We start from the raw sequence: 24,750 nt of genomic DNA on the forward strand, positions 1-24,750 counted from the left end.
ATGGTTCTGAGCGGGCATCGGTAACACGGATTTAACAGCTGTTGCCTACTGTCGGGGTATGGATCGACAGAAGGAATTCGTCCTCCGCACGCTGGAGGAACGGGACATCCGCTTTGTGCGGCTCTGGTTCACCGACGTGCTCGGCTACCTGAAGTCGGTCGCCATCGCCCCAGCAGAACTCGAGGGCGCGTTCGAGGAGGGCATCGGCTTCGACGGATCGTCGATCGAGGGCTTCTCGCGTGTTTCGGAATCCGACACCGTGGCCAACCCGGATCCGTCGACCTTCCAGGTGCTGCCCTGGGCCACCCCCTCCGGCCATCACCACTCGGCGCGGATGTTCTGCGACATCACGATGCCCGACGGTTCGCCGTCCTGGGCCGACCCGCGGCACGTGCTGCGGCGCCAGTTGCAGAAGGCCAACGATCTGGGCTTCTCCTGCTACGTGCACCCCGAGATCGAGTTCTTCCTGCTCGAGCCGGGCCCCAACGACGGGTCGCGGCCCATCCCCGTCGACAACGCCGGCTACTTCGACCAGGCGGTGCACGACTCCGCGTCCAACTTCCGCCGGGAAGCCATCGACGCCCTCGAATTCATGGGCATCTCGGTGGAGTTCAGCCACCACGAAGGGGCGCCCGGCCAGCAGGAGATCGACCTGCGCTTCGCCGATGCGCTCTCGATGGCCGACAACGTCATGACATTTCGCTACGTCATCAAGGAAGTCGCGATCGAAAACGGTGCGCGGGCCTCGTTCATGCCCAAGCCTTTCGCGGAACACCCCGGCTCGGCCATGCACACCCACATGAGCCTGTTCGAGGGCGACGTCAACGCCTTCCACAGCGCCGACGATCCCCTGCAGCTGTCGGACGTGGGCAAGTCGTTCATCGCCGGAATTCTCGAGCACGCCTCTGAGATCAGCGCGGTCACCAACCAATGGGTCAACTCCTACAAGCGGCTGGTGGTTGGCGGTGAGGCGCCGACCGCCGCGTCCTGGGGCGCGGCCAACCGGTCGGCCCTGGTGCGGGTGCCGATGTACACGCCGCACAAGACGTCGTCGCGACGGGTCGAAGTGCGCAGCCCCGACTCGGCGTGCAACCCGTACCTGACATTCGCCGTGCTGCTGGCCGCCGGGCTGCGCGGGGTGGAGAAGGGCTACGTGCTGGGACCGCAGGCGGAGGACAACGTATGGGACCTCACGCCCGAGGAACGCCGCGCGATGGGCTACCGTGAGCTGCCCACCAGCCTCGACAGCGCCCTTAAAAGCATGGAGGCCTCCGAGCTCGTCGCGGAAGCGTTGGGGGAGCACGTGTTTGACTTCTTCCTGCGCAACAAGCGCACGGAGTGGGCGAACTACCGCAGCCACGTCACGCCGTATGAGCTGAGCACCTACCTGTCGCTGTAGACCACCGGGTCGCCCGGTCGGTCCGAACGATCGGCGGCTTGCGCTACCGTCTTGATCGTGACCAAACCCGCGACGCAGCGCCCGCGGCTGCCCAGCGTCGGACGGCTCGGGTTGGTCGATCCCGCCGCGGGTGAGCGGCTGGAGCGGCTCGGCTGGTACGACCACGACGACCAGGCGCACATCGACCGGTTGTGGGCGTTGTCGCGCGCGCCGGACCCCGACGCCGCACTGCGCGCGCTTGTCCGAATATCGGAGCACCCCGAGGCTGGTTGGGACGAGCTCTGCGCCGCGCTGCTCACCGAGCGGCCGCTGCGCGGTCGCCTGTTCGCCGTCCTCGGTTCGTCGCTGGCCCTCGGGGATCACCTCGCCATCCATCCGCAGTCCTGGAAACTGCTGCGGGGCACCGCGAAACTGCCGACTCGCGACGAGCTGCGGCGCGCGTTCACCGAATGCGCCGACGAGGCGTTGGCGGGACCCGGTTCTGCGCCGGGTTCGGCGATCCCGCCATTGCGCACCCTCTACCGCGATCAGCTGCTGCTGCTGGCGGCGCTCGACGTGGCCGCGACCGTCGAAGACGAGCCGGTGCTGCCGTTCCCCGTCGTCGGCGCGCAGCTGTCCGACCTCGCCGACGCGGCGCTGGCGGCCGCCCTGCGGGTGGCCGAGGCAACCGTGTGCGGCGACCGCACGCCACCGCGGCTGAGCGTCATCGCGATGGGCAAATGCGGTGCCCGCGAACTGAACTACGTCAGCGACGTCGACGTCATCTTCGTCGCCGAGCAGGCGGACACGCTCAGCACCCGGGTGGCCGGCGAGATGATGCGGGTGGCCTCCGACGCGTTCTTCACCGTCGACGCGGGGCTGCGGCCCGAAGGCCGCAGCGGTGAATTGGTCCGCACCGTCGAGTCGCACCTCGCCTACTACCAGCGGTGGGCGAAGACCTGGGAGTTCCAGGCGCTGCTGAAAGCCCGCGCCGCGGTCGGCGACGCCGAACTGGCCGAGCGCTACCTGACCGCGCTGACGCCCATGGTCTGGGTCGCCTGCGATCGCGAGGATTTCGTGGTCGAAGTGCAGGCCATGCGGCGCCGGGTGGAGGAGCTGGTGCCCTCCGACGTCCGCGCCCGCGAGATCAAGCTCGGCAGCGGCGGATTGCGCGACGTGGAGTTCGCCGTGCAGCTGCTGCAGCTGGTGCACGGCCGCAACGACGAATCGCTGCGCGTGGCGTCTACGGTCGACGCCTTGGCCGCGCTGGGCGACGGCGGCTACGTCGGGCGCGAGGACGCGGCGAACCTGACCGCGTCCTATGAATTTCTGCGGCTGCTCGAGCACCGGCTGCAGCTGCAACGGCTCAAGCGCACCCATCTGCTGCCCGAGGTCGACGACGAGGAGGCGGTGCGCTGGCTGGCCCGCGCGGCGCACATCCGCCCGGACGGCCGCCACGACGCCGCGGGGGTGCTGCGCGAGGAGCTCAAGCATCAGAACCTGCGGGTGTCGCAGCTGCACGCCAAGCTCTTCTATCAGCCGCTGCTCGAGTCGGTCGGGCCTGGCGGCGTGGAGATCTCGCACGGCATGACGCCCGAGGCCGCGGAGCGGCAGCTGGCCGCGCTGGGCTACGAGGGACCGCAGACCGCGCTGAAGCACATGTCGGCGTTGGTCAACCAGAGTGGGCGGCGCGGCCGGGTGCAGTCGGTGCTGTTGCCCCGGCTGCTGAACTGGATGTCGTACGCGCCCGACCCCGACGGCGGGCTGCTGGCGTACCGGCGCCTGTCCGACGCGCTGGCGGCTGAAACCTGGTATTTGTCCACGCTGCGCGATAAGCCCGCGGTCGCAAGGCGGCTCATGCATGTGCTGGGGACGTCCGCGTATGTGCCGGACCTGTTGATGCGTGCGCCGCGGGTGATCCAGGACTACGGCGACGGGCCGGCCGGCCCGAAGCTGCTCGAGACCGATGCGGACACGGTGGCCCGCGCGCTGGTCGCCTCGGCGGCGCGGCACTCCGACCCGGTGCGGGCGATCGCCGCCGCGCGTTCGCTGCGGCGCCGGGAATTGGCCCGCATCGGTTCCGCGGACCTGCTCGGCCTGCTCGATGTCATCGACGTGTGCAAGGGACTCACCTCGGTGTGGGTGGCCGTGCTGCAGGCCGCGTTGGACGCGATGATCAAGGCCAACCTCCCCGACGACGGCTCCCAAAAAGGAAAAGCCCCGGCGGCCATCGCGGTCATCGGGATGGGCCGGCTGGGCGGCGCCGAGCTGGGTTACGGGTCGGACGCCGACGTGATGTTCGTCTGCGAGCCGGCCGGCGGTGTCGAGGATTCCGAGGCCGTGAAATGGTCGACGTCGGTCGCCGAGCAGATCCGGGCGCTGCTGGGGACCCCCAGCGTCGACCCGCCGCTGGAAGTCGATGCCAACCTGCGGCCCGAGGGACGCAACGGCGCGCTGGTCCGCACGTTGGCGTCGTATGCCGCCTACTACGAGCAGTGGGCGCAGCCGTGGGAGATCCAGGCGCTGCTTCGCGCGCACGCCGTCGCCGGTGACGCGGACCTGGGCCAGCGCTTCCTGCTGATGGCCGACCGGACGCGGTATCCGTCCGACGGGGTGTCGGCCGAGGCGGTGCGCGAGATCCGCCGGATCAAAGCACGGGTGGACTCCGAGCGGCTGCCGCGCGGCGCCGATCCCAACACGCACACCAAGCTGGGCCGCGGGGGACTGGCCGACATCGAATGGACCGTGCAGCTGCTGCAACTGCAGCACGCGCACGAGGTTCCCGCCCTGCACAACACCTCGACGCTGGAATCCCTGGACGCCGCCGCCGCGGCCGATCTGATGCCCGAGGAAGACGTGGAGCTGCTGCGCCACGCCTGGCTGACCGCGACCCGGGCCCGCAACGCGCTGGTGCTGGTCCGCGGCAAGCCCACAGACCAGTTGCCGGGACCCGGACGCCAGCTCAACGCGGTCGCTGTCGCCGCGGGCTGGGGAACCGACGACGGCAGTGAATTCCTGGACAACTACCTGAGGGTGACGAGGCGCGCAAAAGCCGTGGTACGCAAGGTGTTCGGGAGTTGAGCGACGCCGGCGCGTTCGGAGCCAACTTCGACGCCGTGTTCGAAGTGCTCAGCGCGGCCGAGGCCGACCGGGTGACGTCCCTGTACGCACCGCTGGCCGACGCCGTGCGTGAACTCGTCGATGCCACCATCCGGACCGAGGCCGACGACGACGTCGTCGCCAGCGCCCGGACCGCGATCGAGGCGGTCACCCGGACGCTGCGGCAACGGACCCGGCCGGTCGGAGTGAGCTACCGCGTCGAGGATCGCCCGCTGCCCTTGGGCAACGCCGCGATCGGCGTGTGCAACCCGATCGCCCCGCCCATCGTCGTCCGTCACGACGGTAACGGGCGCTGCTGGAGCGAGTTCACCCTCGGGTCCGCATACGAGGGTCCGCCCGGGCGGGTGCACGGTGGCGTCAGCGCCCTGGTGCTCGACCACATGCTTGGCGAGGCGGCCAGCGACGGATTGTCCAAGGCGCGTTTCACCGGGACCATCACCGTCAAATACCTGCGCGGCACTCCGCTGGGACCGCTGCGCTGCGACGCGTGGATCGACCGCAGCGAGGGCGTCAAAGTCTTTGCGCGCGGCACCATTTCGGACGCGGACGGGGTAACCGTGGAGGCCGAAGGCATCTTCATCGAACCAGCCTGGGCACGGGGAACCGAATGAAGTTCTATATCAGCAGTGCCTTCTTGAACACCCGCGAGATCGTCGAGATCGCCAAGGCCGCCGACGAACTCGGCTATGACGGCATCGGCATCCCCGACCACGTCGTCAACCTGGAGACCCTGGAGACCCCGTACCCCTACACCAAAGACGGGCAACGGCGATGGCAGCCCTTCACCGACTGGCCCGATCCATGGGTCCTGGTCGGCGCGCTGGCGCAGGTCACCAAGCGGCTGCGGTTCGTCACCACCGTGTACATCCCCGCGATGCGCAATCCGTACTCCGCGGCGAAAGCCATTGGCACGGCCGCGGTTTTGGCCTCGGGACGGGTGGAGCTCGGCATCGGGGTCGGCTGGTGCAAAGAGGAATTCGCTTTGATGGGTGAGCAGTTCGGCGCCCGGGGCAAACGCACCGACGAAATCATCGATCTGATGCGGGCGCTGTGGCAGCCGGGCTGGACGGAGTTCGGGGGTCAGTTCTACCCGACGCCGCGGCTGGAGATGCAGCCCACGCCGCCGCCGATACCGGTCTACGTCGGCGGGCTCAGCGAGGCGGCATTGCGCCGCGCCGCTCGCAACGACGGCTGGATCGGGGACCTGATCAAGACCGATCGCGCCATCGAGGCGGTGGGCCGGCTGCGCGAACTGCGCGTCGAAAACGGCTTGTCCCTAGACGATTTCACCATCCTGACGCCGCTGACCGACGCATTCACCACCGCCGACTACCAGCGCGCCGCCGAGGCCGGTATCACCGGCATCATCACCATGCCGTGGATGTTTTACACCGGTCCCGACGCGGCCCTGGCCGACAAGATCGACGGGATGCAACGGTTCCGTAAGGATTTGGCGCTGGACGGCTAGACGCGAAGTTTCGACCACGCCATACTCGGACCCATGTCATTCACGGTGGTGTTCAAAAACGGTGTGCCGCGGGACTATGGCGTGTTCGACAGCTTCGAGATCACCGACGCGGGCGTGTTACTGATCCGAATGCAGCGCCAGGATGTCAGCAGGCACTATGTAGCTCCCGGTGGTTGGCTAGAGGTCGTCGAGATGGCCGAAGGACAGCCCGTCAAGATGTCACGCGGGATAATGGGCTGCCAAAACCCCTAATTACTTTGCCCCACAACATAGTTCGCGTCATCCAAGGACGATCGGAGGGATCATGAAATACCAAACCGGTGTCGCGGCGATCGCCATGGGTTTGGCCTTGGCCGGGTGCAGCAGTTCGCCGAATTCCAGCACGGCCACGACGACGACGGCGTCCAAGACGGCCACGGCCTCCGTGTCACAAGCTACGACGACCGCCAGCACGGGCGGGGACCTGAAATCGCTGATCCCCACACCGGCCAACGCCACGAGGACCGACGGTCCCGACGCGATACACGACAACGGCATCCATCTGCATTTCTTCGTCAACGGATCGCCGAAGGATGTGATGAGTGTGTACAAGGCTGCGCTCGAAGGCATGCAATGGTCAGTGTCCGTCCAGAGTGCAGGTGGCAGCGGCGGAGGCGGCGGCGCGACCATCACCGGCATCAACGGCAACGCCTACGGCGTGTTCGCCGGTGGCGGCTACGGCGGCACGACCGACGTCGACGCCTGCGCATGGCCATCACAGCCCACCAACACCGACTGCGGCCGCGGCGGCCGATGAACTGACGAGACGGCGTCCCGTTCGAATCCTCGGGGCATTGCGGCGTGGTCCAGCTCAATTCCGGAAAACAAAAGTGCGACACTGGTTGAAGTAGCGGTAAAACCGCCGCTACCCGTCCGCACCACAACTCTCGGTGGTAGCAGCCCTCCCAGCCGGTGCGGTTCCCGGAAGGTCACACGATGAAAGCACTCGGGATTGCGGTGGCAGCCGTCTTGGCGTTCGCCCCGTTCTCGGTGATAGCCACCGCGCCAGGTGTGGCGCAGGCGGCGCCGTGTGCCGGCGCCGGGGCGGACCCCGGACGCTGCCAGTACTGCCAGTTTCTGGTTGGCGCTTACCACACGTCGAACGGGGGCGTGTGTAGCGAAGACCCGCCGCCCCGCCCGGCCCAGGCGCCGCCGAGCAGGGTGCCGGTACCGCTTCCGGCGGCCCCGGCGCCCCCCGTGCCGGTGAATGTGCCGCCGGTGCCTACCCCGGAGGTTGTTCCGCCAAGCCCGGCGCCCCCGACCACAGCAGCCGTCCAGACCCCGAAGATCCCGCCCAACACCGGCGTGCCGGGAGGCGCGGCGGTGGTGACACCGCCAAAGGGTCTGGAGGCGTCGCCGCAGGCGATCGCCGCCGCCAAGGACGCCCCGGCGACCAGGGTCAATCCCGGCACCGCGCACCAGATGCAACAGCTGGTGGACTTCAACCGCCAGGTGCAAAACGTGGTCAACGCCCACGGCGGCAACATTGACGTCGTCAAGGCCGACAACCAGACGCTGGCCCGCCCGCGGCACTGGGACTACCTCGACTACGACACCTACCACCGCCCGAGCCTGTACAACCCGCTCAACCAGGCGATGACCTTCCGCTTCACTTACAACGGCGCCGCCCGGGAGGCGTACGTGCCAGCCGGCGGCCGCGTCGTGCTCGACGTCGCCACCGCGGGCCTGTTCCCGTTCACCGCGGTCGGCGACAGCTATGTGGCGTCGGGCAGTTTCTACGGCGGGGCGTGGATACCACCGGACGGCTGGGGCGGTCCGCCGCCGCCGAGCTACACGCCACCCGCGCCGGAGGTGTACCAGGACGTCTCGGTGGCTGTCCCCGCCGCCGCCCAGACCGTGCAGGTCGGCCAGGTGGTGCTGGTCGGGCACGACGCCAGCCAACCCGCGGGCAGCCAGGACACCTTCCTGCTCGACGACACCACGTTGGCCTGGGGTCAAATCAACGATCCCGGCAGCAGCGCCCAGATCAAGGTGACCAAGACGCAGTCACTGCCCGGCGTCGGTCCCACCGACAACGGCAGCTACCTGGTGGCGTTGACCTCTCAACACGACGCACCCGCCCAGCCCAGCGAGCCCTGGTGGCCCATTCCGCTTCGGTTCGGGGGCTTCGCGTTGGTCGTGGGCCTCGTCGCCTGGGTGATCAACCGCCGCAGGCGCAGCGCGGAGCCGACCGCGGGCCCCTAGGAACGAAGGGCCAGGACCGATGAACCTCGACGACGACTCCGTGACCACGCTGGAGGATCTCAGGGGAGATCTCGCGCAACGGTACAAGCGGACACCAACCGGCGGGAGCACGGTCGACGGGTCGCTTGCCGAGGCCGACATGGCGGCACTCGAGCGCGACGGCTACGTCATCTGGGAGAACCTGCTCAGTTCCGAGGAGTGCGCACAGATCCGCGAGGTCGTGCGGCCGTGGCTCAGGCACACCGGACGCAACTCGTTCGAGGGCCGTCGCACCCAGCGCATCTACAGCGTGCTGAGCAGGACCCGGGTGTGCGATCGCCTCGTCGATCATCCCCAGGTACTCGCCGTGCTCGACCGGCTGCTGATGCCCAACTATCTACTTTCGGCGTTGCAGGCCATCAACATTCAGCCCGGCGAGGCCGCGCAGCTGGCTCACCATGACGACGGCTTCTACCCGATCCCGCGGCCACGGGCACCGCTGGCGGCGGCAACGATTTGGGCGATCGACGATTTCACCGCCGACAACGGCGCCACGGTCCTATACCCCGGCAGCCACCGCTGGGGCAAGCGCCGGCCCGGCCCGGGCGATCACGCGCTACCGGTCGTCATGCCCGCCGGCTCGTGCGTCTTCTTCGTGGGCACCCTGTGGCACGGCGGGGGAGCCAACAACAGTGATCGGGAGCGCCTTGCGGTCACCGCGCAGTACTGCCAACCGTGGCTGCGGCCAATGGAAGCCTTCACGCTGTCCATATCGCGCGACATCGCTCGCAACGTCTCCGATGACCTCCGCCGCATGCTGGGCTACAGCATCCACCCGCCCTTCGTGGGCGCGGTCGACGGCCTGCACCCACTGCGGCTGTTGGAACCGGACCCGGAGGGCCCGTGAGAAAAAGGAAAAACCATGAAGAGGGCAATATTGACCGTGTTGGCGGGAGCAGCCGTAGCGCTGGCGCCCGTCGGCATTCCGCCGGCACAAGCACACGCCGGCGACGACCCCTGTGCCGGCATCACCAATCCCGCTGCCTACCAGGATTGCATCAGCGATTACATCACCAGACGCGAGCAGACCCAGTGCGATGCGAGCTCCAATCACGGACAGCTGGGCCAACTTTGCGGCTGACACCGCTACCGCTAGATCACGGACACCAAGGGGGGATTGGGCAGAATTTGAGGCCGGGTGGTGCCGGCGGCGGTGGCGGCGGACTGTCGCCCTCGAAAATGTTTTGAGCAACATTTCCCTGCCCAGGCGTGACATACCAGTAGGTGTGGCAGACGTTGTTGTCCCAAATGACTGGGTTGACGCGCTGATTTCCGGTGTGCACCGGCGCCATCCCGGGGCACCAGCGGCATGGCCCCGCGGGATGGTCATCGGGGCAGCCCGGCCAGGCGTGGTTATCCAGCGGCACGGGACCGGGCTGGGCCTGGGCGGTTCCGGCGCTCATCGCCACCACGCCCGCGACGCCGCCCCACAGCAGCGCCGCGGTCGATAAGCCGACGATCGTTCGCTTCACTAACCTGGGATTATTCTCCGAGCCGGCATTCATGGTGGTCCCTTTGCTTCATTTCGGCCCGTAGTCGGACTCGAAGCAAGTGGACACCGCCCGCGCTGCTACCGATCCCAAGTTCTCGCGGACCCCTGACCCGTGGCTGGGCCGCGGGTCAGGGGTTTCGCGGATTTACACGTCTCTAGACGTCGAAGTACAGCGAGAATTCGTAGGGGTGCGGCCGGATCTGGACCGGCAGGATCTCGTTCTCGCGCTTGAAGCTGATCCACGTCTCGATCAGGTCGGGCGTGAAAACCCCTCCCTCGGTGAGGTATTCGTGGTCCTCTTCCAGCCGGTCGATCACCGCGGACAGCTGCGTGGGCGCCTGCGGGATGTTGGCGGCCTCTTCGGGCGGCAGCTCGTAGAGGTCCTTGTCGACCGGGGCCTGCGGCTCGATCTTGTTCTTGATGCCGTCCAGGCCGGCCATCAGCATCGCCGAGAACGCCAGGTACGGGTTGCCCGACGAGTCGGGGCAACGGAATTCCAGCCGCTTGGCCTTCGGGTTGCTGCCGGTGATGGGGATGCGGACACACGCCGAACGGTTGCGCTGGCTGTACACCAGGTTGATCGGCGCCTCGAAGCCCGGAACCAGCCGCTTGTAGGAGTTCACCGTCGGGTTGGTGAACGCCAGCAGCGAGGGCGCGTGGTGCAGCAGTCCACCGATGTAGTGGCGTGCGGTGTCCGACAGACCGGCGTAGCCCGTCTCGTCGTACATCAGCGGGCTGCCGTCCTTCCACAGCGACTGGTGCGTGTGCATGCCCGAGCCGTTGTCGCCGAACAGCGGCTTCGGCATGAAGGTGACTGTCTTGCCCGCCTGCCACGCGGTGTTCTTGACGATGTACTTGTACAGCTGCATGTCGTCGGCCGCATGCAGCAGCGTGTTGAACTTGTAGTTGATCTCGGCCTGGCCGCCGCTACCCACCTCGTGGTGGCCCTTCTCCAGGCTGAAGCCCGACGCGATCAGGTTGTGCAGCATCCGGCTGCGCAGGTCGACGTAGTGGTCGACCGGGGCAACGGGGAAATACCCACCCTTGGGGCGGACCTTGTAACCGCGGTTGGGGCTCCCGTCGGTTTCGTTGGGAGCGCCGGTGTTCCACCACCCCGAGATCGCGTCCACCTCGTAGAAGGAGCCATTGGTGCGCGAGTCGAAGCTCACCGAGTCGAAGATGTAGAACTCCGCCTCCGCGCCGAAGTACGCGGTGTCGGCGACGCCGGTACTGATCAGGTAGTTCTCCGCCTTACGCGCGATGTTGCGGGGGTCGCGCGAGTAGGGCTCGAGGGTGAACGGGTCGTGGACGAAGAAGTTGAGGTTCAGCGTCTTGGCTTCGGTGAACAGGTCGATGCGCGCGGTCGCCGGATCGGGGAGGAGCAGCATGTCGGATTCGTGGATCGACTGGAACCCGCGAATCGACGAGCCGTCGAAGGCCAAACCATCCTCGAAGACGCTCTCGTCGAAGAACGAAATCGGAATCGTGAAGTGCTGCATGATGCCGGGCAGGTCACAGAACCGGACGTCGACAAATTCGACGTCCTCGTCCTTGGCGAGTTTGAAGACGTCGTCGGGCGTCTTTTCCGTCACTGAATGCTCCTTTACCTTGGTAATCCGCGGCCTGACGCTATGGAGACGATATTGCCCACCCGTCAACCACGTGTTGCACGGAGGTTACGTGACCACGCGTCCCACGACAGAAAGCGGAGCACAGGTCGGGTTCTATTGTGGGGCCCATGGACCGCAAGATCGTAACTGGTCTCGCCCCGCGGCGCAGCGTCGGGCCGTCCTCTTTTCGGACCGAGACGGCCGGCCGATGACGGCGGGGACACCGGGATCGCGCCCGGCCTATCCCGGCGAGGCGCTCGGGCTGCCCGAACGCGGGCCGGGATCGCTGGCGCCGATGGGACGTCGGCTGGTGGCGCTGCTCATCGACTGGCTGATCTCCTACGGCCTGGCGGCCCTGGCGATGGGTTTCGGTGTCATCTCCAAGGAGATGTTGGCGACGTCGGTGCTGGTCGTTTGGTTGGTGCTCGGCGTCGTCGCCGTCCGCCTGTTCGGTTTCACACCGGGGCAGTTGGTGCTGGGGCTGGGCGTGGTGGCTCTTGACGGCCGGCTGGGGCTGGGCCGGCTGGTGGCGCGGGGGCTCCTGGTCGGGTTAGTGGTCCCGCCGTTGTTCACCGACTGGGACGGCCGCGGGCTGCAGGATCGGGTGACCGGCACGGCCGTCGTGCGGCGCTGAAACCGCAGGGCTATTTGCGGCGCACGGTGCGCTGCACGCCGCGCATCTTGCCGGCGTTCGGCAGCGGCCCCTTCGGCATGACGGCGGCACCGGCACGCGTTCCCAGCGCCGCCAACCGCGACTCCAGGTTGTCCATCTGCTTGACCGTGATGTTGGCCGGAAGCCGGGTCAGGTGGCGCTCCAGCTTGCCCAGCGGAATCTCGCCCTCGCCGGTGCCGACGATGATGTCGTAGATCGGCACGTCGCCGACCAGTCGAGCGGTGCGCTTTTTCTCCTGGGCCACGAGCGGTTTGACCCGGGCCGCCGCTCCCTCGCCGACCAAGATGACGCCGGGCCGGCCGAGAACCCGGTGCACGGCGTCGAAGTGACCCGTCGCGGCAACGCCCGGGGTTACCCGCCACTTGCCGCGCAGATTGTCCAGCACCCACGCCGCGGCGCCGGTTTGACCTTCGGCTTTGCGGTAGATCGATCGCTGCGCGCGGCGGCTGAAGATGATGAAGGTGACCAAGCCGCCCAGCACCACGCCGAGCAGGATCAGGCTGATCATGGTGAATCCACCGACCAGGATGCCAGCCGCCACCGAGGCGCCCACGATCAGCACGAACGCGCCGATCATGTACGGCAGCAGGCGCTTGTCCTCCCGGCGCTGAATGTTGAACGCCTGCCACAACTGGGAGCGGCGCTCCCGCGCGGCCGCTTTGCGCGCGGCCTGCGCCTGCGCCCTGGCGGCCTTGTTCTCGGCGGCAGTGCGGGGTTTAGCCATAGTCACCAAGGATACGTACGTGGGGAGTCGGCTAGCGTGCCGAGGCGCCCGAGGCCCGGGTGCGTGCGGCCTGCTCGTAGAGGCGGCCCGCCCGGTACGACGACCGCACCAGCGGCCCGGCCAGCACCCCGGAGAATCCCAGCCCCTCGGCGTGCCCCGCGAACTCGACGAACTCCTCGGGCCGCACCCAGCGCTCGACCGGATGGTGACGCGTCGACGGCCGCAGGTACTGGGTGATGGTGACGATGTCGCAGCCGGCGGCGCGCAGGTCGGCCAGGGCGGTGCGCACTTCGTCGGGCGTTTCGCCGAGGCCGAGGATGAGGTTGCTCTTGGTGACCAGGCCGGCGTCGCGCGCCGCGGTGAGCACCGAAAGGCTGCGCTGGTAGGTGAAGGCGGGCCGAATCCGTTTGAAGATCCGGGGCACGGTTTCGACGTTGTGCGCCAACACTTCTGGGCGCGACTCGAAGACCTCCGCGAGTCGCGCGGGCTCGCCGTTGAAGTCTGGGATCAACAGCTCGACGCCGGTCGACGGGTTCAATTCCTTGATGGCGCGCACGGTTTCGGCGTACAGCCACGCCCCGCCGTCGTCCAGGTCGTCGCGGGCGACGCCGGTGACGGTGGCGTAGCGCAGCCCCATCGTGTGCACGCTTTCGGCGACGCGGCGGGGCTCGTCGCGGTCCAGCGGCGCGGGCTTTCCGGTGTCGATCTGGCAGAAGTCGCACCGGCGCGTGCACTGGTCACCGCCGATCAGGAAGGTGGCCTCGCGGTCCTCCCAGCATTCGAAGATGTTGGGGCAGCCGGCCTCTTCGCAGACCGTGTGCAGGCCCTCCCGCCGGACCAGGCTCTTCAGCTCGGTGTACTCGGGTCCCATCCGGGCCCGGGTCTTGATCCACGGCGGTTTGCGCTCGATCGGGGTCTGCGCGTTGCGCACTTCGAGGCGCAGCAACTTGCGCCCTTCGGGCGCCACAGACTTAGGCGAGCTCACTATGTCGATGCTACGCGGGCGGGGGTTGGTCGCCAGGTAAGGGCGAGGCGCCCGTCCAGCGCGTGGCAGACGGCTTCGGCGACCGCTTCCCGGACGTCGTCGACGGTGACCGTGCGGCCGAGTTCGGCGGACAGCGACGTCACGCCGGCATCGCTGATGCCGCACGGCACGATGGCCTTGAACGCGTTGAGATCGCAGTCGCAGTTGAGCGCGAAGCCGTGCAGGGTGGTTGCGCGCGCCACCCGCACCCCGATGGCGGCGACCTTGCGTGCGGGCCGGCCGCCGCCGGCGGGTACCCACACCCCGGACCTGCCCTCGATTCGGCTCGTGTCCAGACCGAGGTTGCCGCACACCATGATGAGCGATTCCTCAAGGCGCCGAACGTAATTGACGACGTCGAGCGGTTCGGCCAGCCTGATGATCGGGTAGCCGACCAACTGTCCCGGGCCGTGCCAGGTGATCTTGCCGCCGCGGTCTGTGTCTATGACATCTGCGACGCGAGCGTCGCTGACCGGTCGTTCGTGCGGCTCGGTCCGGCGCCCGGCGGTGTAGACCGACGGGTGCTCGAGCAGCAGCAGCGTGTCCGGGCCCCCGGCGACCCTGGCGTCGGCCAGGTCGCGCTGCAGCTGCCAGGCGGTGCGGTAGTCGACCGTGCCCAGCTGGCGGACGTCGATCGCGGTCGGCGTCGACCGGATGGAATCCATCACGCTCGTGACGGTACTCGGGCCCGGTGCGGTTTGCGACGCGACGGTCGGGTGATGTGGCTCAATCGCGCTCACGCCGGGCGGTGGCGTAGCCGAGCGCTTCGCCGATGGTGTTGTGATGGAACTGGAAACCGGCGCGCTCCAGCACGGCCGGGATGGCCCGCTGACCGATCAGCAGTCCCTCGTCGGCGAATTCGCCGAGCGCGGCCCGGACCGCGAAACCGGGCAACAGCAACGGCGTTGGGCGGTTGACCGCGCGGCCGAAGGCGGTGGTGAATTCGGCGTTGGTGACGGGCGCCGGCCCGGTCATGTTCACCGGGCCGGACAGGGTTGGGTTTGAGATGGCGAACAGCAGCGCCCGCACCTCGTCCTCGAGACTGATCCACGACATGTATTGGCGGCCGCTACCCAGCCGGGCACCGAGCCCGGCCGAGAACAGTGGCCGCATCCGGCGCAGCGCACCGCCCGCGCGGGCCAGCACCAGGCCGGTGCGGGCCAGCACAACCCGGACGCCGCCGTATTGGGCCGGCAGCGTGGCGGCTTCCCAGTCTTCGCACAGCTGGGCCAGGAAACCCGTTCCGGCACGGTCGTTTTCGTCGACCACTCGGTCCTTGGTGTCGCCGTAGAAACCGACCGCGCTGGCATTGACCAGCGTTTCGACCCCGGCGTCGACGACCGCGTTGGCCAGCACCTCGGTGGGGGCGATCCGGCTGTCGCGCAAGCTCTGCTTGAAGGCGCCCGACCACCGGCGCTGGCCGACGTTGACCCCGCAGAGGTTGACGACGGCGTCGACGTCGGTGAGCGCGTCGACATCGAACTCGCCGCTTTCCGGATTCCAGTGCAGTTCTTCGGAATTCGCCGGTGTGCGGCGCACGATGCGCAGCACCGTGTGATCGGCTGCGCGCAGCGCCGCCGCCAGGGCCGAGCCGATCAGGCCGGACGACCCCGCTATCGCGATGACGGCGTGATGACCAGCTCGGGACACGTCGTCACAACCCGAGGTCTGCCTCGAACGCTCCCTCTTCGAGCCGGTGTTTGATCGTGGTGAGGAAACGTCCGGCGTCCGCGCCGTCGATCAGCCGGTGGTCATAGGTCAACGGGAGATAGCACACCGAGCGCACGCCGATCGACTCGTTGCCGCTTTCGTCGACGACCACGCGCGGGCGTTTGACGATGGCGCCGGTGCCCAGCATGGCCGCCTGCGGCGGGACCAGGATCGGGGTGTCGAACAAGGCTCCCTGGCTGCCGATGTTGGTGATCGTGAAGGTGCCACCGGACAACTCGTCGGGTTTCAGGTTGCTCGACCGGGCGCGGGCGGCGATGTCGGCGATTGCCCGCGCCAGCCCGGCCAGCGACAGGTCACCGGCGTTGTGGATCACGGGGGAGAGCAGGCCCTGATCGGTGTCGACGGCGAAGCCCAGGTGCTCGGCGTCGTAGTAGGTGATCTCCTTGGTGTCCTCGTTGTAGCTGGCGTTGATGTTGGGGTGAATCTTCAGCGCATCGATCACGGCCTTGGCGATGAAAGGCAGGAACGTCAGGTTCACGCCCTCGCGCTCGGCGAACGCGGCCTTGGCCCTGGCCCGCAACCCGACGATCCTGGTCATGTCGACCTCGTGGGTCTGGGTGAGTTGCGCTGTCGCCTGTAGGGATTCGCGGGTCTTGGCCGCGGTGAGCTGGCGGATCCGGCTGGCCTTTTGCGTGGTGCCGCGCAGGTGTGCCAGCGCGGGCGCCGGAGTGGGCGCGGCGGGTGCGGCCGGTGCGGCGGCGGGGGCCGCCGCGGCCGGGGCGGGCGCCTTCTGCGCCTCTTCCTTCTTCTCGGCGGCGGCCAGCACGTCCTGCTTGCGGATACGCCCGCCCACGCCGGTGCCCGTGACCTCGGCGAGGTCGATGTTGTTCTCGCTGGCCAGTTTTCGTACCAGCGGGGTGACGTACGGGACGCCGTCGGTTGAGGTCTCCGCCGCCGGCCGCTGGGGAGCGGCGGGCTCGGCTTTCGGCGGCGGCGCAGGTTGGGGCTTGGGCTCCGGTGCGGGGGCCGGCTTGGCGGCGGGTTCAGGCTTCGGTTCGGGTTTCGGCTCGGGCTCGGGCTTGGGTTCGGGTTGGGGAGCGGGAGCGGGCGCCGCCGGGGCGCGATCCTCGGTCCCGACGCCAATCCGCGCCAACTCGCCGCCCACCGGGACCGTGGCGTCCTCGTCGGCGGTGATGCTGACCAACACGCCGGCCACCGGCGACGGGATCTCCGTGTCCACCTTGTCGGTGGACACTTCCACCAGCGGCTCGTCCACCTGCACGGAATCGCCGACCTTCTTCAGCCACCGAGTCACGGTGCCCTCGGTCACCGACTCGCCGAGCTCGGGCATCAGTACCGCCTGCCCGTCACCCGAGTCGCCGCTGGGCGCTTTGGGAGCCGCCGCCGCGGGTTCGGGTTCCGGCTGGGCCTGGGGTTCCGGCTCGGCCTGCGGCTCGGGTTGGCTGGGCGCTTCGGGTTCTGCTTGGGCTTCGGGTTCTGCTTCGGCTTCGGGTTGGGCCTCGGGCTGGGTTTCGGGCTGGCCCTGGGTTTGCTCGCCGGCGTCGCCGATCACCGCCAGGTCGCCGCCAACCTCGACGGTGTCGTCCTCCTGGGCAATGATCTTGGTCAGCACACCCGCGGCGGGCGACGGGATTTCGGTGTCGACCTTGTCGGTCGACACCTCGACCAGCGGCTCGTCGAGCTCGACCGTATCGCCTTCCTGCTTGAGCCAGCGCGTGACCGTTCCCTCGGTGACGCTCTCACCGAGGGCCGGCATCTGCACGGAGAAGGCCATCTCTATTGACTCCTCGATCGGTTGTCGGCGCAGGTCGACATCTGGCTTACCACACCGCGGTGTAGGCGGCGTGGAGGCCAAGTTTCGAAACTATCCTGTCATTGCTCCGGCACCGGCACACATCCAGGGCGGACCGCGCTCGGCGCCAGGTCAGCCCCGGCCCGCTTGCTACGGTGTGGCCACTGCCAGTAAAAGCGGGGAGGTCCGATGCCGGCAATTCAACAGGTACCCCAGCGGTTCGTCGACAGCGCGGACGGCGCACGCATCGCGGTCTACGAAGAAGGCAACCCCGACGGGCCGCCCGTCGTGCTGGTGCACGGCTTTCCCGACTCGCATGTGCTGTGGGACGGCGTCGTCCCGCACCTGGCCGAGCGCTTCCGGGTCATCCGCTACGACAACCGCGGAGTCGGGCTGTCGTCGGTGCCCAAGCCGGTTTCGGCGTACACCATGGACCGGTTCGCCGACGACTTCGCCGCGGTGACCGGTGAGCTGAGCCCCGGCAGCCCGGTCCACGTGCTGGCCCACGACTGGGGATCGGTGGGGGTGTGGGAGTACTTGAAACGACCCGGTGCCGGTGATCGGGTCGCTTCGTTCACCTCGGTGTCGGGTCCGAGCCATGAGCAATTGGTCGACTACATCTTCAGCGGCCTGCGGCGACCGTGGCGGCCGCGCAGGTTTGCGCGCGCGATCAGCCAGACGTTGCGCTTCAGCTACATGGTGTTTCTTTCGATCCCGGTGCTGGCGCCGTTGTTCCTGCGGCTGACGATGTCGGTCCCCGCGCTGCGGCGCAACGTGGTCGACAACATCCCCGACGAGCTGATCCACCATTCCGAGAACCTGGCCCGCGACGCCGCCCAGTCGGTTAAAACGTATCCCGCCAACTACTTTCGCTCGTTTGCCAAACGCCGCGAGGCCATCCACATCGTCGACGTACCGGTGCAGCTGATCGTCAACACCCAGGACAAGTACGTGCGGCCCTACTCCTACGACGAGACCGCGCGCTGGGTGCCACGGCTGTGGCGACGCGACATCAAGGCCGGTCACTTTTCACCGATGTCGCACCCGCAGGTGATGGCCGCCGCGGTGCATGACTTCGCCGACCTGGCCGAGGGCAAGCAACCCAGCCGCGCGCTGCTGCGCGCCCAAGTCGGGCGTCCGCGCGAGTACTTCGGCGACATGCTGGTCGCGGTCACCGGCGCGGGCAGCGGCATTGGGCGCGAGACCGCCTTCGCCTTCGCGCGCGAGGGCGCCGAGGTGGTCGTCAGCGACATCGACGAGGCGGCCGTCAAGGAAACCGCGGCCCAGATCGCCTCGCGGGGCGGCGTCGCCCACCCCTACGTGCTCGACGTGTCCGACACTGAGGCGGTCGAGGCCTTCGCCGCGCGGGTCAGCGCCGACCACGGCGTGCCCGACATCGTGGTCAACAACGCCGGCATCGGGCAGGCGGGCAACTTCCTGGACACCCCGGCCGAGCAATTCGACCGGGTCCTGGACGTCAACCTCGGCGGCGTCGTGAACGGCTGCCGGTCGTTTGGGCGGCGCCTGGTCGAGCGCGGCACCGGCGGGCACATCGTTAACGTGTCGTCGATGGCCGCCTACGCACCGCTGCAGTCGCTGAGTGCTTATTGCACGTCCAAGGCCGCGAGTTACATGTTCTCCGACTGCCTGCGGGCCGAACTCGACGCCGCCGGTGTCGGCTTGACCACCATCTGCCCCGGGGTGATCGACACCAACATCATCAACACCACCCGGTTCGACGCGCCCGCCGGAAAGCAAGAGGAGGATGTCGACGGCCGGCGGGGCCAGCTGGGCAAGATGTTTGCGCTGCGCCACTACGGGCCTGACAAGGTCGCCAACGCAATCTTGTCATCGGTCAAGAAGAACAAACCGATCCGCCCCGTCGCACCGGAAGCCTATGCGCTCTACGGCATTTCGAGGGTACTGCCGCAGGCGCTGCGCAGCACCGCCCGGATGCGGGTGATCTAGACCGCGCTCACGGGCCGGTTGCCGCTCGAGGACCGCGTGATACCAGCAGCGCGCCGCCGATCCCGAGGATCCCGATAACCGCCAGCGGGATGGCCCACATTTGCCGACCGTGCACCGCCGAATTGCATTGCGCCACAAAGTCGGTGTGCGGGAGGACCTGGTTGAGGATCGGGATGTTCGCCCCGTTCTTGTCGTTGGCGTTGCGTGCCGCGGAGGAATCCGGGGCAATTCCGTTGCCGCATGAAATGGATGTGCCGCTGCTGTCAGACACCGACACCGGCACGAGCAGCCCGATGACACCGGCCAGCAAAAGCACGGCGCCCAGCGCCATGATCAACCGTCGCGCAGTCACAGTTTGCCTCCTGTCGAACACCGACCCGTGAGAGGGTTATCCGCTGCGCCGCATGGCTAAACAGAAATTTGCTCATCGGTTGCGCGACGCGGCCCAATTGCCTTCGGTGGCAACTATCGCCGAACGTGGGTGCTATGGCCGTTTTCCGCTAGCCGTTTAGCGCGAGCCCGTTTCAGCTAGCCGTTTTCTGCTAGCCACTTTCCGCTATGTCGGCCAGCACCGCGAACATCGTCCGGGTGGGAACGCCGGTGGCTCCCTTGGGCGTGTATCCCCATGGGCTGCCGGTGTTATAGGCCGGGCCGGCCACGTCGATGTGCGCCCACGCCACTCCGTCCGCGACGAATTCGCGAAGGAACACGCCGGCCACCAGCATGCCGGCGAAGCGCTGCCCGCTGATGTTGGCAAGGTCGGCAACGGTGGACTTCAGGTCGTCTTTGAGCTCGTCGGGCAGCGGCATGGGCCAGCCGTTCTCGCCGACCCGCTGCGAGATCGCCGCGACCCGGTCGCGGAACTCGTCGCTGCCCATCACTCCGGGGATGCGTGCGCCCAGCGCCACGGTCTGGGCGCCGGTGAGGGTCGAGGTTTCGATCAGATAGTCGGGATTGTCCTCGCACGCGCGGACGATGGCGTCGGCCAGGATGAGCCGGCCCTCGGCGTCGGTGTTGAGCACCTCGACCGTCGTACCGCCGTATTGCGTCAACACGTCGCCGGGGCGCTGCGCGGTCGCCGACGGCATGTTCTCGGCCATCGGGACGGTCGCGATCACGTCGATCGGCAATTCGAGCTGCGCGGCCAGCGTGACGGTCGCGATGACCGCGGCCGCCCCGCCCATATCCGAGGTCATGTAATGCATCGACGCGGCAGGCTTGATCGAAATGCCGCCGGTGTCGAAGGTGACGCCCTTACCCACCAGCGCCACCTTCTTGGCCTGCTTCGGCTTTTTGGCCAGCCGCGAACCCCGGTGGATCAGCCGCACCAGCCGAGGCGGGCGCGACGAGCCCTGGCCGACGCCGATCACCCCGCCGTAGCCGCCCTTCTGCAACGCCTTGTCGTCGAGAACCTCGACCTCCAGGCCCGCGGACTCGCCCAAAGCCCTTGCGCGCTTGGCGAATTCGGCGGGGAAGAGGTGGCTCGGCGGGGTGTTGACCAGATCGCGGGCGGTCGCGACCGCGGTCGCGACGGCCGCGGCATGGGCCGCCTGGGATTTGGCGCCCTTGGCACTGGACAGCACGGTGATCTTGCGCAGGCCTTGGTCCTTCGGCGCGGTCTTGTCGCTGCGGAAAGCGGTGAATCGGTAGCTGCCCAGGAGCAGCCCCTCGACGGCTGCCTCCAGATCCAATTCGCTCAGCGTGGTGATTGCGGCCTCGGCGCTGTTCAGCGCGCGCGCCGCCGTGCCGGCCGCGCGACGGATCGTGTCCGCGGGCCACTCCGATCGCGGCTTGCCCAGGCCGACCGTGAGCACGCTGGCCACCGGCAGCGACGGCACCACCAGGCGGTGCACCTGATCACTGCCGCCGGTGGCCTCAAGCGCCCGCAGGCCGGCCTCGATCTCGGCGATCGCGGCGGCGGACAGGAACGCCTCGGCCGCGGTAACGACGGCCCCCGGCCGGTCTTCGTCGCCGGTCGAGACGACCGGCACAACCAACACCGAAGAACCCGCGCCACGTTTCGGCAGCGACGTGGCGACCTGGACGGACGGGGATTGGTAACTCGGTTCGGTGGTCACGGGCAATCACCCTAGTCACCGGGACCGGGCCCGGGGCCGGCACCGCCCTTAGCGCGCAACTCGAAGGCGGTGACCGGCTCGTCAAAACCCTTGAGCGTCAGCGGAGGGTGGGCGACCGCGGGCCAATCCGGCAACTCGTCGTGCAGCGCCGAGTCGGCGAGGATCTGCCGGGGCGCCGCCGCGGCGACCAAGCGCGCGGCCAGGTTGACCGGGTTGCCGAAGTAGTCCCCGTTGGTGGCCAGCACGCTGCCGTAGGCAAGGCCGGCACGAACGTGCAGGCCCTCCTCGCGCGCCCGCGGATGCTCGACAAGATCGACCGCCGCCGTGACCAGCTGCTCGGGCGACGCGCTGACCCACATCACCTCGTCGCCAATGAACTTCACCAGCCGCCCGCCGTCGGCATGCACCACGTCGGCGACGGTGCCGCCGAATTCGGTGAGTAGCAGCGACAATTGCGCCGGCGTGAGCGCTTGGGTCAACGCGGTGAAACCGGACAGATCCGCAAAACCGACGCCGCAGATCACGCTCGCCGACGTGCCGAGCAGGACGCCCTCGAAATACGTTCGGGCACTGATCAAGTGGTGACGGTGGACGACGTCGATCAGGGCGCCGATGCGAGGGATGAACTCGGCGACCGCGCGGTAGGCCTGCGCCGTGGCGAGCTCGTCGTGGGTGTAGTTCATCTGGATGTCCGGCGTCCCGGCGCGGATCATCGTCCCCTCGGCCTCCGCGAGGCGGGCCATCGCGGCGCCGAGCACCCGCAGCAGGCCGAACGCCCCGTCCTCGCCCACCACCGCCTTCAGCCCGACCCACGTCGACAGGGCGTCGACGTCGGCCTCGCTCAGCACCGGAACGTCGGGACCGGCGATGGTCAAACCGAGCAAACCCCACGCCTGCGCCACGTCGTCGGCCGACAAACCGAGCTTCTCGGCCGCGGCCTGCACGGTGTAGATGGGGCGTCCCGACCACGACAGGGCGTCACCGGCGAGCCCGAACAGCCTGCCGCGGCGCTCGGCCTCGACCATCTCCTCGACGCTGAAGCCCAGTCCATCGAGGTACTTGATCAGGTCGGTTCGCTCGCGCGGGTTCGCGATTCCGGCGGCCTCGAGCGCGTCGAAGTCCAGGTGATCGGACACCTACCCAAGTGTGCCAGCAATACCGCTCGATTAGGGTGAGACGCCGTGAGCGACGACCCGCAGCACGGACCGCTGGAAGACCGCCACCGCGAATTGGGTGCCAGCTTCGCCGAGTTCAGCGGCTGGCTCATGCCGGTGTCGTATGCCGGCACCGTCAGCGAACACAACGCCACCCGAAACTCCGTCGGCCTGTTCGACGTCAGTCACCTCGGCAAGGCGCTGGTGCGCGGGCCGGGCGCGGCGAAGTTCGTCAACTCCGCCCTCACCAACGATTTGGGCCGCATCGGCCCGGGCAAGGCCCAATACACGTTGTGCTGCACCGAATCCGGCGGTGTCATCGACGACCTGATTGCCTATTACGTCGACGACGACGAAATCTTCCTGGTGCCCAACGCCGCCAACACCGCCGCGGTGGTCGACGCGCTGCGGGCGGCCGCACCCGCCGGGGTGACCATCAGCAACGAGCATCGCTCGTATGCGGTGCTGGCGGTGCAGGGCCCGCGATCCGCCGACGTGCTCGGCGAGCTGGGGCTGCCGACCGACATGGACTACATGGGTTACGCCGACGCCGCCTTCTCCGGTGTGCCGGTGCGCGTGTGCCGCACGGGATACACGGGCGAGCATGGCTACGAACTGCTGCCGGCCTGGGATTCCGCGGGCGTGGTGTTCGACGCGCTGGCGGCGGCGGTCAAGTCCGCCGGCGGCGAGCCCGCCGGGCTGGGCGCCCGCGACACGCTTCGCACCGAGATGGGCTACCCGCTGCATGGGCACGAACTTTCGCTCGACATCTCGCCGCTGCAAGCCCGATGCGGCTGGGCGATCGGATGGAAGAAGGACGCGTTCTTCGGCCGCGACGCGCTGCTGGCCGAAAAGGAAGCCGGGCCGCGACGGCTGCTGCGCGGGCTGCGGATGGTCGGTCGCGGGGTGTTGCGTCCCGGGCTGACGGTGCTCGCTCACGAGGCGCCGGTCGGGATCACCACGTCGGGCACATTCTCGCCGACGCTGCAGGCCGGCATCGCGCTCGCGCTGATCGACACTGACGCGGGAATCGAAGACGGCCAGCAAATCACCGTCGACATCCGAGGCCGCGCGGCTGAGTGCGAAGTCGTGCGTCCGCCCTTCGTCGCCGTCAAAACTCGTTAGCCGGCAGGCGTTCCCGTGGCAAAAACCCGTTCGCGCGCAGGGATACAATCGGCGCCATGACCAGCGGCTCGCGTGAGTTCACGGTGATGCGCACGTCGAATCCGGCGAGCGACGCCGAACGTGCGGCGATTCTGGCCGACCCTGGTTTCGGCAAATACTTCACCGACCACATGGTCTCGATCGACTACGCCGAGGACCAAGGTTGGCACAACGCGCGGGTCATCCCGTACGGCCCGATCCAGCTGGACCCGTCCGCGATCGTGCTGCACTACGCGCAAGAGGTGTTCGAGGGACTCAAGGCCTATCGGTGGGCGGACGGTTCGATCGTGTCGTTTCGCCCCGACGCCAACGCGGCCAGGATGCGCTCGTCGGCGCGGCGGCTGGCGATTCCCGAGCTGCCCGACGAGCTGTTCCTCGAATCCCTGCGCCAACTCGTCGCCGTCGACAATGCATGGGTGCCCCGGGCCGGCGGCGAAGAGGCACTGTATCTGCGGCCGTTCATCTTCGCGACGGAGTCGGGGCTGGGGGTGCGGCCGGCCAAGCTGTACCGCTACCTGCTGATCGCGTCGCCGGCCGGCGCCTATTTCAAGGGCGGCATCAGCCCGGTCACCGTCTGGGTGTCGACCGAATACGTGCGGGCCTGCCCCGGCGGCACCGGGGCGGCCAAGTTCGGCGGCAACTATGCCGCCTCGCTGCTGGCTCAGGCCCAGGCCGCGGAGAACAGCTGCGACCAAGTCGTCTGGCTCGACGCCGTGGAGCGTCGCTTTGTCGAAGAGATGGGCGGCATGAACCTATTCTTCGTGCTGGGCAGCGGCGGATCGGCGCGGCTGGTCACCCCCGAGCTGTCCGGGTCGCTGCTGCCCGGGATAACACGGGATTCGTTGCTGCAGTTGGCCATTGACGCCGGATTCGCGGTCGAGGAACGCAAGATCGATATCGACGAGTGGCAGAAGAAGGCCGCCGCGGGGGAGATCACCGAGGTGTTTGCCTGCGGCACCGCGGCCGTCATCACCCCGGTCTCGCAGGTGAAGTACGGCGATGCCGAGTTCAGCATCGCCGACGGCCAGCCCGGGGAAGTGACGATGGCGCTGCGCGACACGCTGACCGGGATACAGCGCGGCACCTTCGCCGACACCCACGGCTGGATGTCGCGGCTGGGCTGACTTCCT

General features: G+C 68.2%; 24 protein-coding genes. 13 read left to right on the forward strand and 11 right to left on the reverse strand.

Features of this window, described 5'->3' with window-relative positions; genetic code table 11:
• The first annotated feature begins 58 nt into the window (after positions 1 to 58).
• Genes glnA (A5744_RS14930) through A5744_RS14950 form a run of 5 tightly spaced genes read left to right on the forward strand, consistent with a single transcriptional unit; the run spans position 59 to position 6,218 of the window.
• Positions 59 to 1,399 (forward strand): type I glutamate--ammonia ligase, encoded by a 1,341-nt coding sequence (gene glnA / locus A5744_RS14930; protein WP_076062263.1) that lies wholly within the window; start codon positions 59 to 61, stop codon positions 1,397 to 1,399.
• A gap of 51 nt (positions 1,400 to 1,450) precedes the next feature.
• Positions 1,451 to 4,459 carry a bifunctional [glutamine synthetase] adenylyltransferase/[glutamine synthetase]-adenylyl-L-tyrosine phosphorylase gene (locus A5744_RS14935; RefSeq protein WP_076062265.1) on the forward strand — a complete coding sequence of 1,003 codons (3,009 nt, stop codon included), beginning with the start codon at positions 1,451 to 1,453 and terminating at the stop codon, positions 4,457 to 4,459.
• Complete coding sequence (locus A5744_RS14940; RefSeq protein WP_076062266.1) at positions 4,456 to 5,109, forward strand: PaaI family thioesterase; 654 nt, start codon at positions 4,456 to 4,458, stop codon at positions 5,107 to 5,109. Before A5744_RS14935 ends, A5744_RS14940 begins: the two co-directional genes overlap by 4 nt.
• Positions 5,106 to 5,966: a TIGR03619 family F420-dependent LLM class oxidoreductase gene (locus A5744_RS14945; RefSeq protein WP_076062267.1), complete on the forward strand. Its 861-nt coding sequence runs from the start codon at positions 5,106 to 5,108 to the stop codon at positions 5,964 to 5,966. The genes A5744_RS14940 and A5744_RS14945 overlap by 4 nt, the downstream gene beginning before the upstream one ends.
• Positions 5,967 to 5,999: 33 nt before the next feature.
• Complete coding sequence (locus A5744_RS14950) at positions 6,000 to 6,218, forward strand: hypothetical protein (protein ID WP_076062269.1); 219 nt, start codon at positions 6,000 to 6,002, stop codon at positions 6,216 to 6,218.
• Positions 6,219 to 6,245: 27 nt separating this feature from the next.
• Here A5744_RS14950 and A5744_RS25075 read toward each other — a convergent pair whose 3' ends face one another.
• On the reverse strand, positions 6,246 to 6,383 hold the full coding sequence (locus A5744_RS25075; RefSeq protein WP_240563051.1) for a hypothetical protein: 138 nt from the start codon (positions 6,381 to 6,383) through the stop codon (positions 6,246 to 6,248).
• A 7-nt stretch (positions 6,384 to 6,390) separates the two neighbouring features.
• Here A5744_RS25075 and A5744_RS14955 point away from each other — a divergent pair, with 7 nt between their 5' ends.
• The 4 genes from A5744_RS14955 (at position 6,391) to A5744_RS14970 (ending at position 9,330) form a co-directional block, all read left to right on the forward strand.
• Positions 6,391 to 6,762 (forward strand): hypothetical protein, encoded by a 372-nt coding sequence (locus tag A5744_RS14955; RefSeq protein WP_240563052.1) that lies wholly within the window; start codon positions 6,391 to 6,393, stop codon positions 6,760 to 6,762.
• Between the two features lie 179 nt (positions 6,763 to 6,941).
• A complete protein-coding gene (locus A5744_RS14960; protein ID WP_083679303.1) occupies positions 6,942 to 8,210 on the forward strand; it encodes a hypothetical protein in 1,269 nt (422 codons plus the stop codon).
• A 19-nt stretch (positions 8,211 to 8,229) separates the two neighbouring features.
• Positions 8,230 to 9,096, forward strand: a complete 867-nt coding sequence (locus A5744_RS14965) for a phytanoyl-CoA dioxygenase family protein (protein WP_076062273.1) — start codon at positions 8,230 to 8,232, stop codon at positions 9,094 to 9,096.
• A gap of 15 nt (positions 9,097 to 9,111) precedes the next feature.
• Positions 9,112 to 9,330 carry a hypothetical protein gene (locus A5744_RS14970; protein ID WP_139329532.1) on the forward strand — a complete coding sequence of 73 codons (219 nt, stop codon included), beginning with the start codon at positions 9,112 to 9,114 and terminating at the stop codon, positions 9,328 to 9,330.
• 16 nt (positions 9,331 to 9,346) lie between these two features.
• Here A5744_RS14970 and A5744_RS14975 read toward each other — a convergent pair whose 3' ends face one another.
• Together A5744_RS14975 and glnA (A5744_RS14980) are read right to left on the reverse strand one after the other, a co-directional pair.
• Positions 9,347 to 9,721 carry a hypothetical protein gene (locus A5744_RS14975; RefSeq protein WP_240563053.1) on the reverse strand — a complete coding sequence of 125 codons (375 nt, stop codon included), beginning with the start codon at positions 9,719 to 9,721 and terminating at the stop codon, positions 9,347 to 9,349.
• A gap of 175 nt (positions 9,722 to 9,896) precedes the next feature.
• Positions 9,897 to 11,333 carry a type I glutamate--ammonia ligase gene (gene glnA / locus A5744_RS14980; RefSeq protein WP_076062279.1) on the reverse strand — a complete coding sequence of 479 codons (1,437 nt, stop codon included), beginning with the start codon at positions 11,331 to 11,333 and terminating at the stop codon, positions 9,897 to 9,899.
• A 226-nt stretch (positions 11,334 to 11,559) separates the two neighbouring features.
• Between glnA (A5744_RS14980) and A5744_RS14985 the strand changes: the two genes are divergently transcribed.
• Positions 11,560 to 11,985: an RDD family protein gene (locus A5744_RS14985; RefSeq protein WP_076062281.1), complete on the forward strand. Its 426-nt coding sequence runs from the start codon at positions 11,560 to 11,562 to the stop codon at positions 11,983 to 11,985.
• A 10-nt stretch (positions 11,986 to 11,995) separates the two neighbouring features.
• Here A5744_RS14985 and A5744_RS14990 read toward each other — a convergent pair whose 3' ends face one another.
• The 5 genes from A5744_RS14990 to sucB are packed head-to-tail and all read right to left on the reverse strand — an operon-like array spanning position 11,996 to position 17,238.
• Positions 11,996 to 12,748 (reverse strand): DUF4191 domain-containing protein, encoded by a 753-nt coding sequence (locus tag A5744_RS14990; RefSeq protein ID WP_076062283.1) that lies wholly within the window; start codon positions 12,746 to 12,748, stop codon positions 11,996 to 11,998.
• A gap of 31 nt (positions 12,749 to 12,779) precedes the next feature.
• On the reverse strand, positions 12,780 to 13,733 hold the full coding sequence (gene lipA, locus A5744_RS14995; protein WP_076062285.1) for a lipoyl synthase: 954 nt from the start codon (positions 13,731 to 13,733) through the stop codon (positions 12,780 to 12,782).
• Entirely contained in the window at positions 13,733 to 14,440 is a 708-nt protein-coding gene (lipB, locus tag A5744_RS15000; protein WP_170874501.1) for a lipoyl(octanoyl) transferase LipB, read from the reverse strand. The genes lipA and lipB overlap by 1 nt, the downstream gene beginning before the upstream one ends.
• 58 nt (positions 14,441 to 14,498) lie before the next feature.
• Entirely contained in the window at positions 14,499 to 15,422 is a 924-nt protein-coding gene (locus A5744_RS15005) for a TIGR01777 family oxidoreductase (protein WP_076062287.1), read from the reverse strand.
• A 4-nt stretch (positions 15,423 to 15,426) separates the two neighbouring features.
• The gene (gene sucB / locus A5744_RS15010; RefSeq protein ID WP_076062289.1) at positions 15,427 to 17,238 is read right to left on the reverse strand and encodes a 2-oxoglutarate dehydrogenase, E2 component, dihydrolipoamide succinyltransferase; all 1,812 of its coding nucleotides are present in this window, start codon (positions 17,236 to 17,238) and stop codon (positions 15,427 to 15,429) included.
• A gap of 207 nt (positions 17,239 to 17,445) precedes the next feature.
• Between sucB and A5744_RS15015 the strand changes: the two genes are divergently transcribed.
• Positions 17,446 to 19,224: an SDR family oxidoreductase gene (locus A5744_RS15015; protein WP_076062290.1), complete on the forward strand. Its 1,779-nt coding sequence runs from the start codon at positions 17,446 to 17,448 to the stop codon at positions 19,222 to 19,224.
• A 7-nt stretch (positions 19,225 to 19,231) separates the two neighbouring features.
• Here A5744_RS15015 and A5744_RS15020 read toward each other — a convergent pair whose 3' ends face one another.
• The 3 genes from A5744_RS15020 to A5744_RS15030 form a co-directional block, all read right to left on the reverse strand.
• Positions 19,232 to 19,576: an aminopeptidase gene (locus A5744_RS15020; protein WP_076062292.1), complete on the reverse strand. Its 345-nt coding sequence runs from the start codon at positions 19,574 to 19,576 to the stop codon at positions 19,232 to 19,234.
• Between the two features lie 190 nt (positions 19,577 to 19,766).
• Positions 19,767 to 21,302 carry a leucyl aminopeptidase gene (locus A5744_RS15025; protein ID WP_076062294.1) on the reverse strand — a complete coding sequence of 512 codons (1,536 nt, stop codon included), beginning with the start codon at positions 21,300 to 21,302 and terminating at the stop codon, positions 19,767 to 19,769.
• Between the two features lie 11 nt (positions 21,303 to 21,313).
• Positions 21,314 to 22,438 (reverse strand): adenylate/guanylate cyclase domain-containing protein, encoded by a 1,125-nt coding sequence (locus A5744_RS15030; protein ID WP_076062296.1) that lies wholly within the window; start codon positions 22,436 to 22,438, stop codon positions 21,314 to 21,316.
• Between the two features lie 45 nt (positions 22,439 to 22,483).
• Here A5744_RS15030 and gcvT point away from each other — a divergent pair, with 45 nt between their 5' ends.
• Both gcvT and A5744_RS15040 read left to right on the forward strand, forming a co-directional pair.
• Complete coding sequence (gene gcvT / locus A5744_RS15035; RefSeq protein ID WP_076062298.1) at positions 22,484 to 23,581, forward strand: glycine cleavage system aminomethyltransferase GcvT; 1,098 nt, start codon at positions 22,484 to 22,486, stop codon at positions 23,579 to 23,581.
• A gap of 56 nt (positions 23,582 to 23,637) precedes the next feature.
• Positions 23,638 to 24,744, forward strand: a complete 1,107-nt coding sequence (locus tag A5744_RS15040; RefSeq protein ID WP_076062300.1) for a branched-chain amino acid aminotransferase — start codon at positions 23,638 to 23,640, stop codon at positions 24,742 to 24,744.
• The last annotated feature ends 6 nt before the right edge of the window (positions 24,745 to 24,750 follow it).

The sequence above is a fragment of the Mycobacterium sp. IS-1264 genome, assembly GCF_001954195.1.
Taxonomy (GTDB): Bacteria; Actinomycetota; Actinomycetes; order Mycobacteriales; family Mycobacteriaceae; genus Mycobacterium.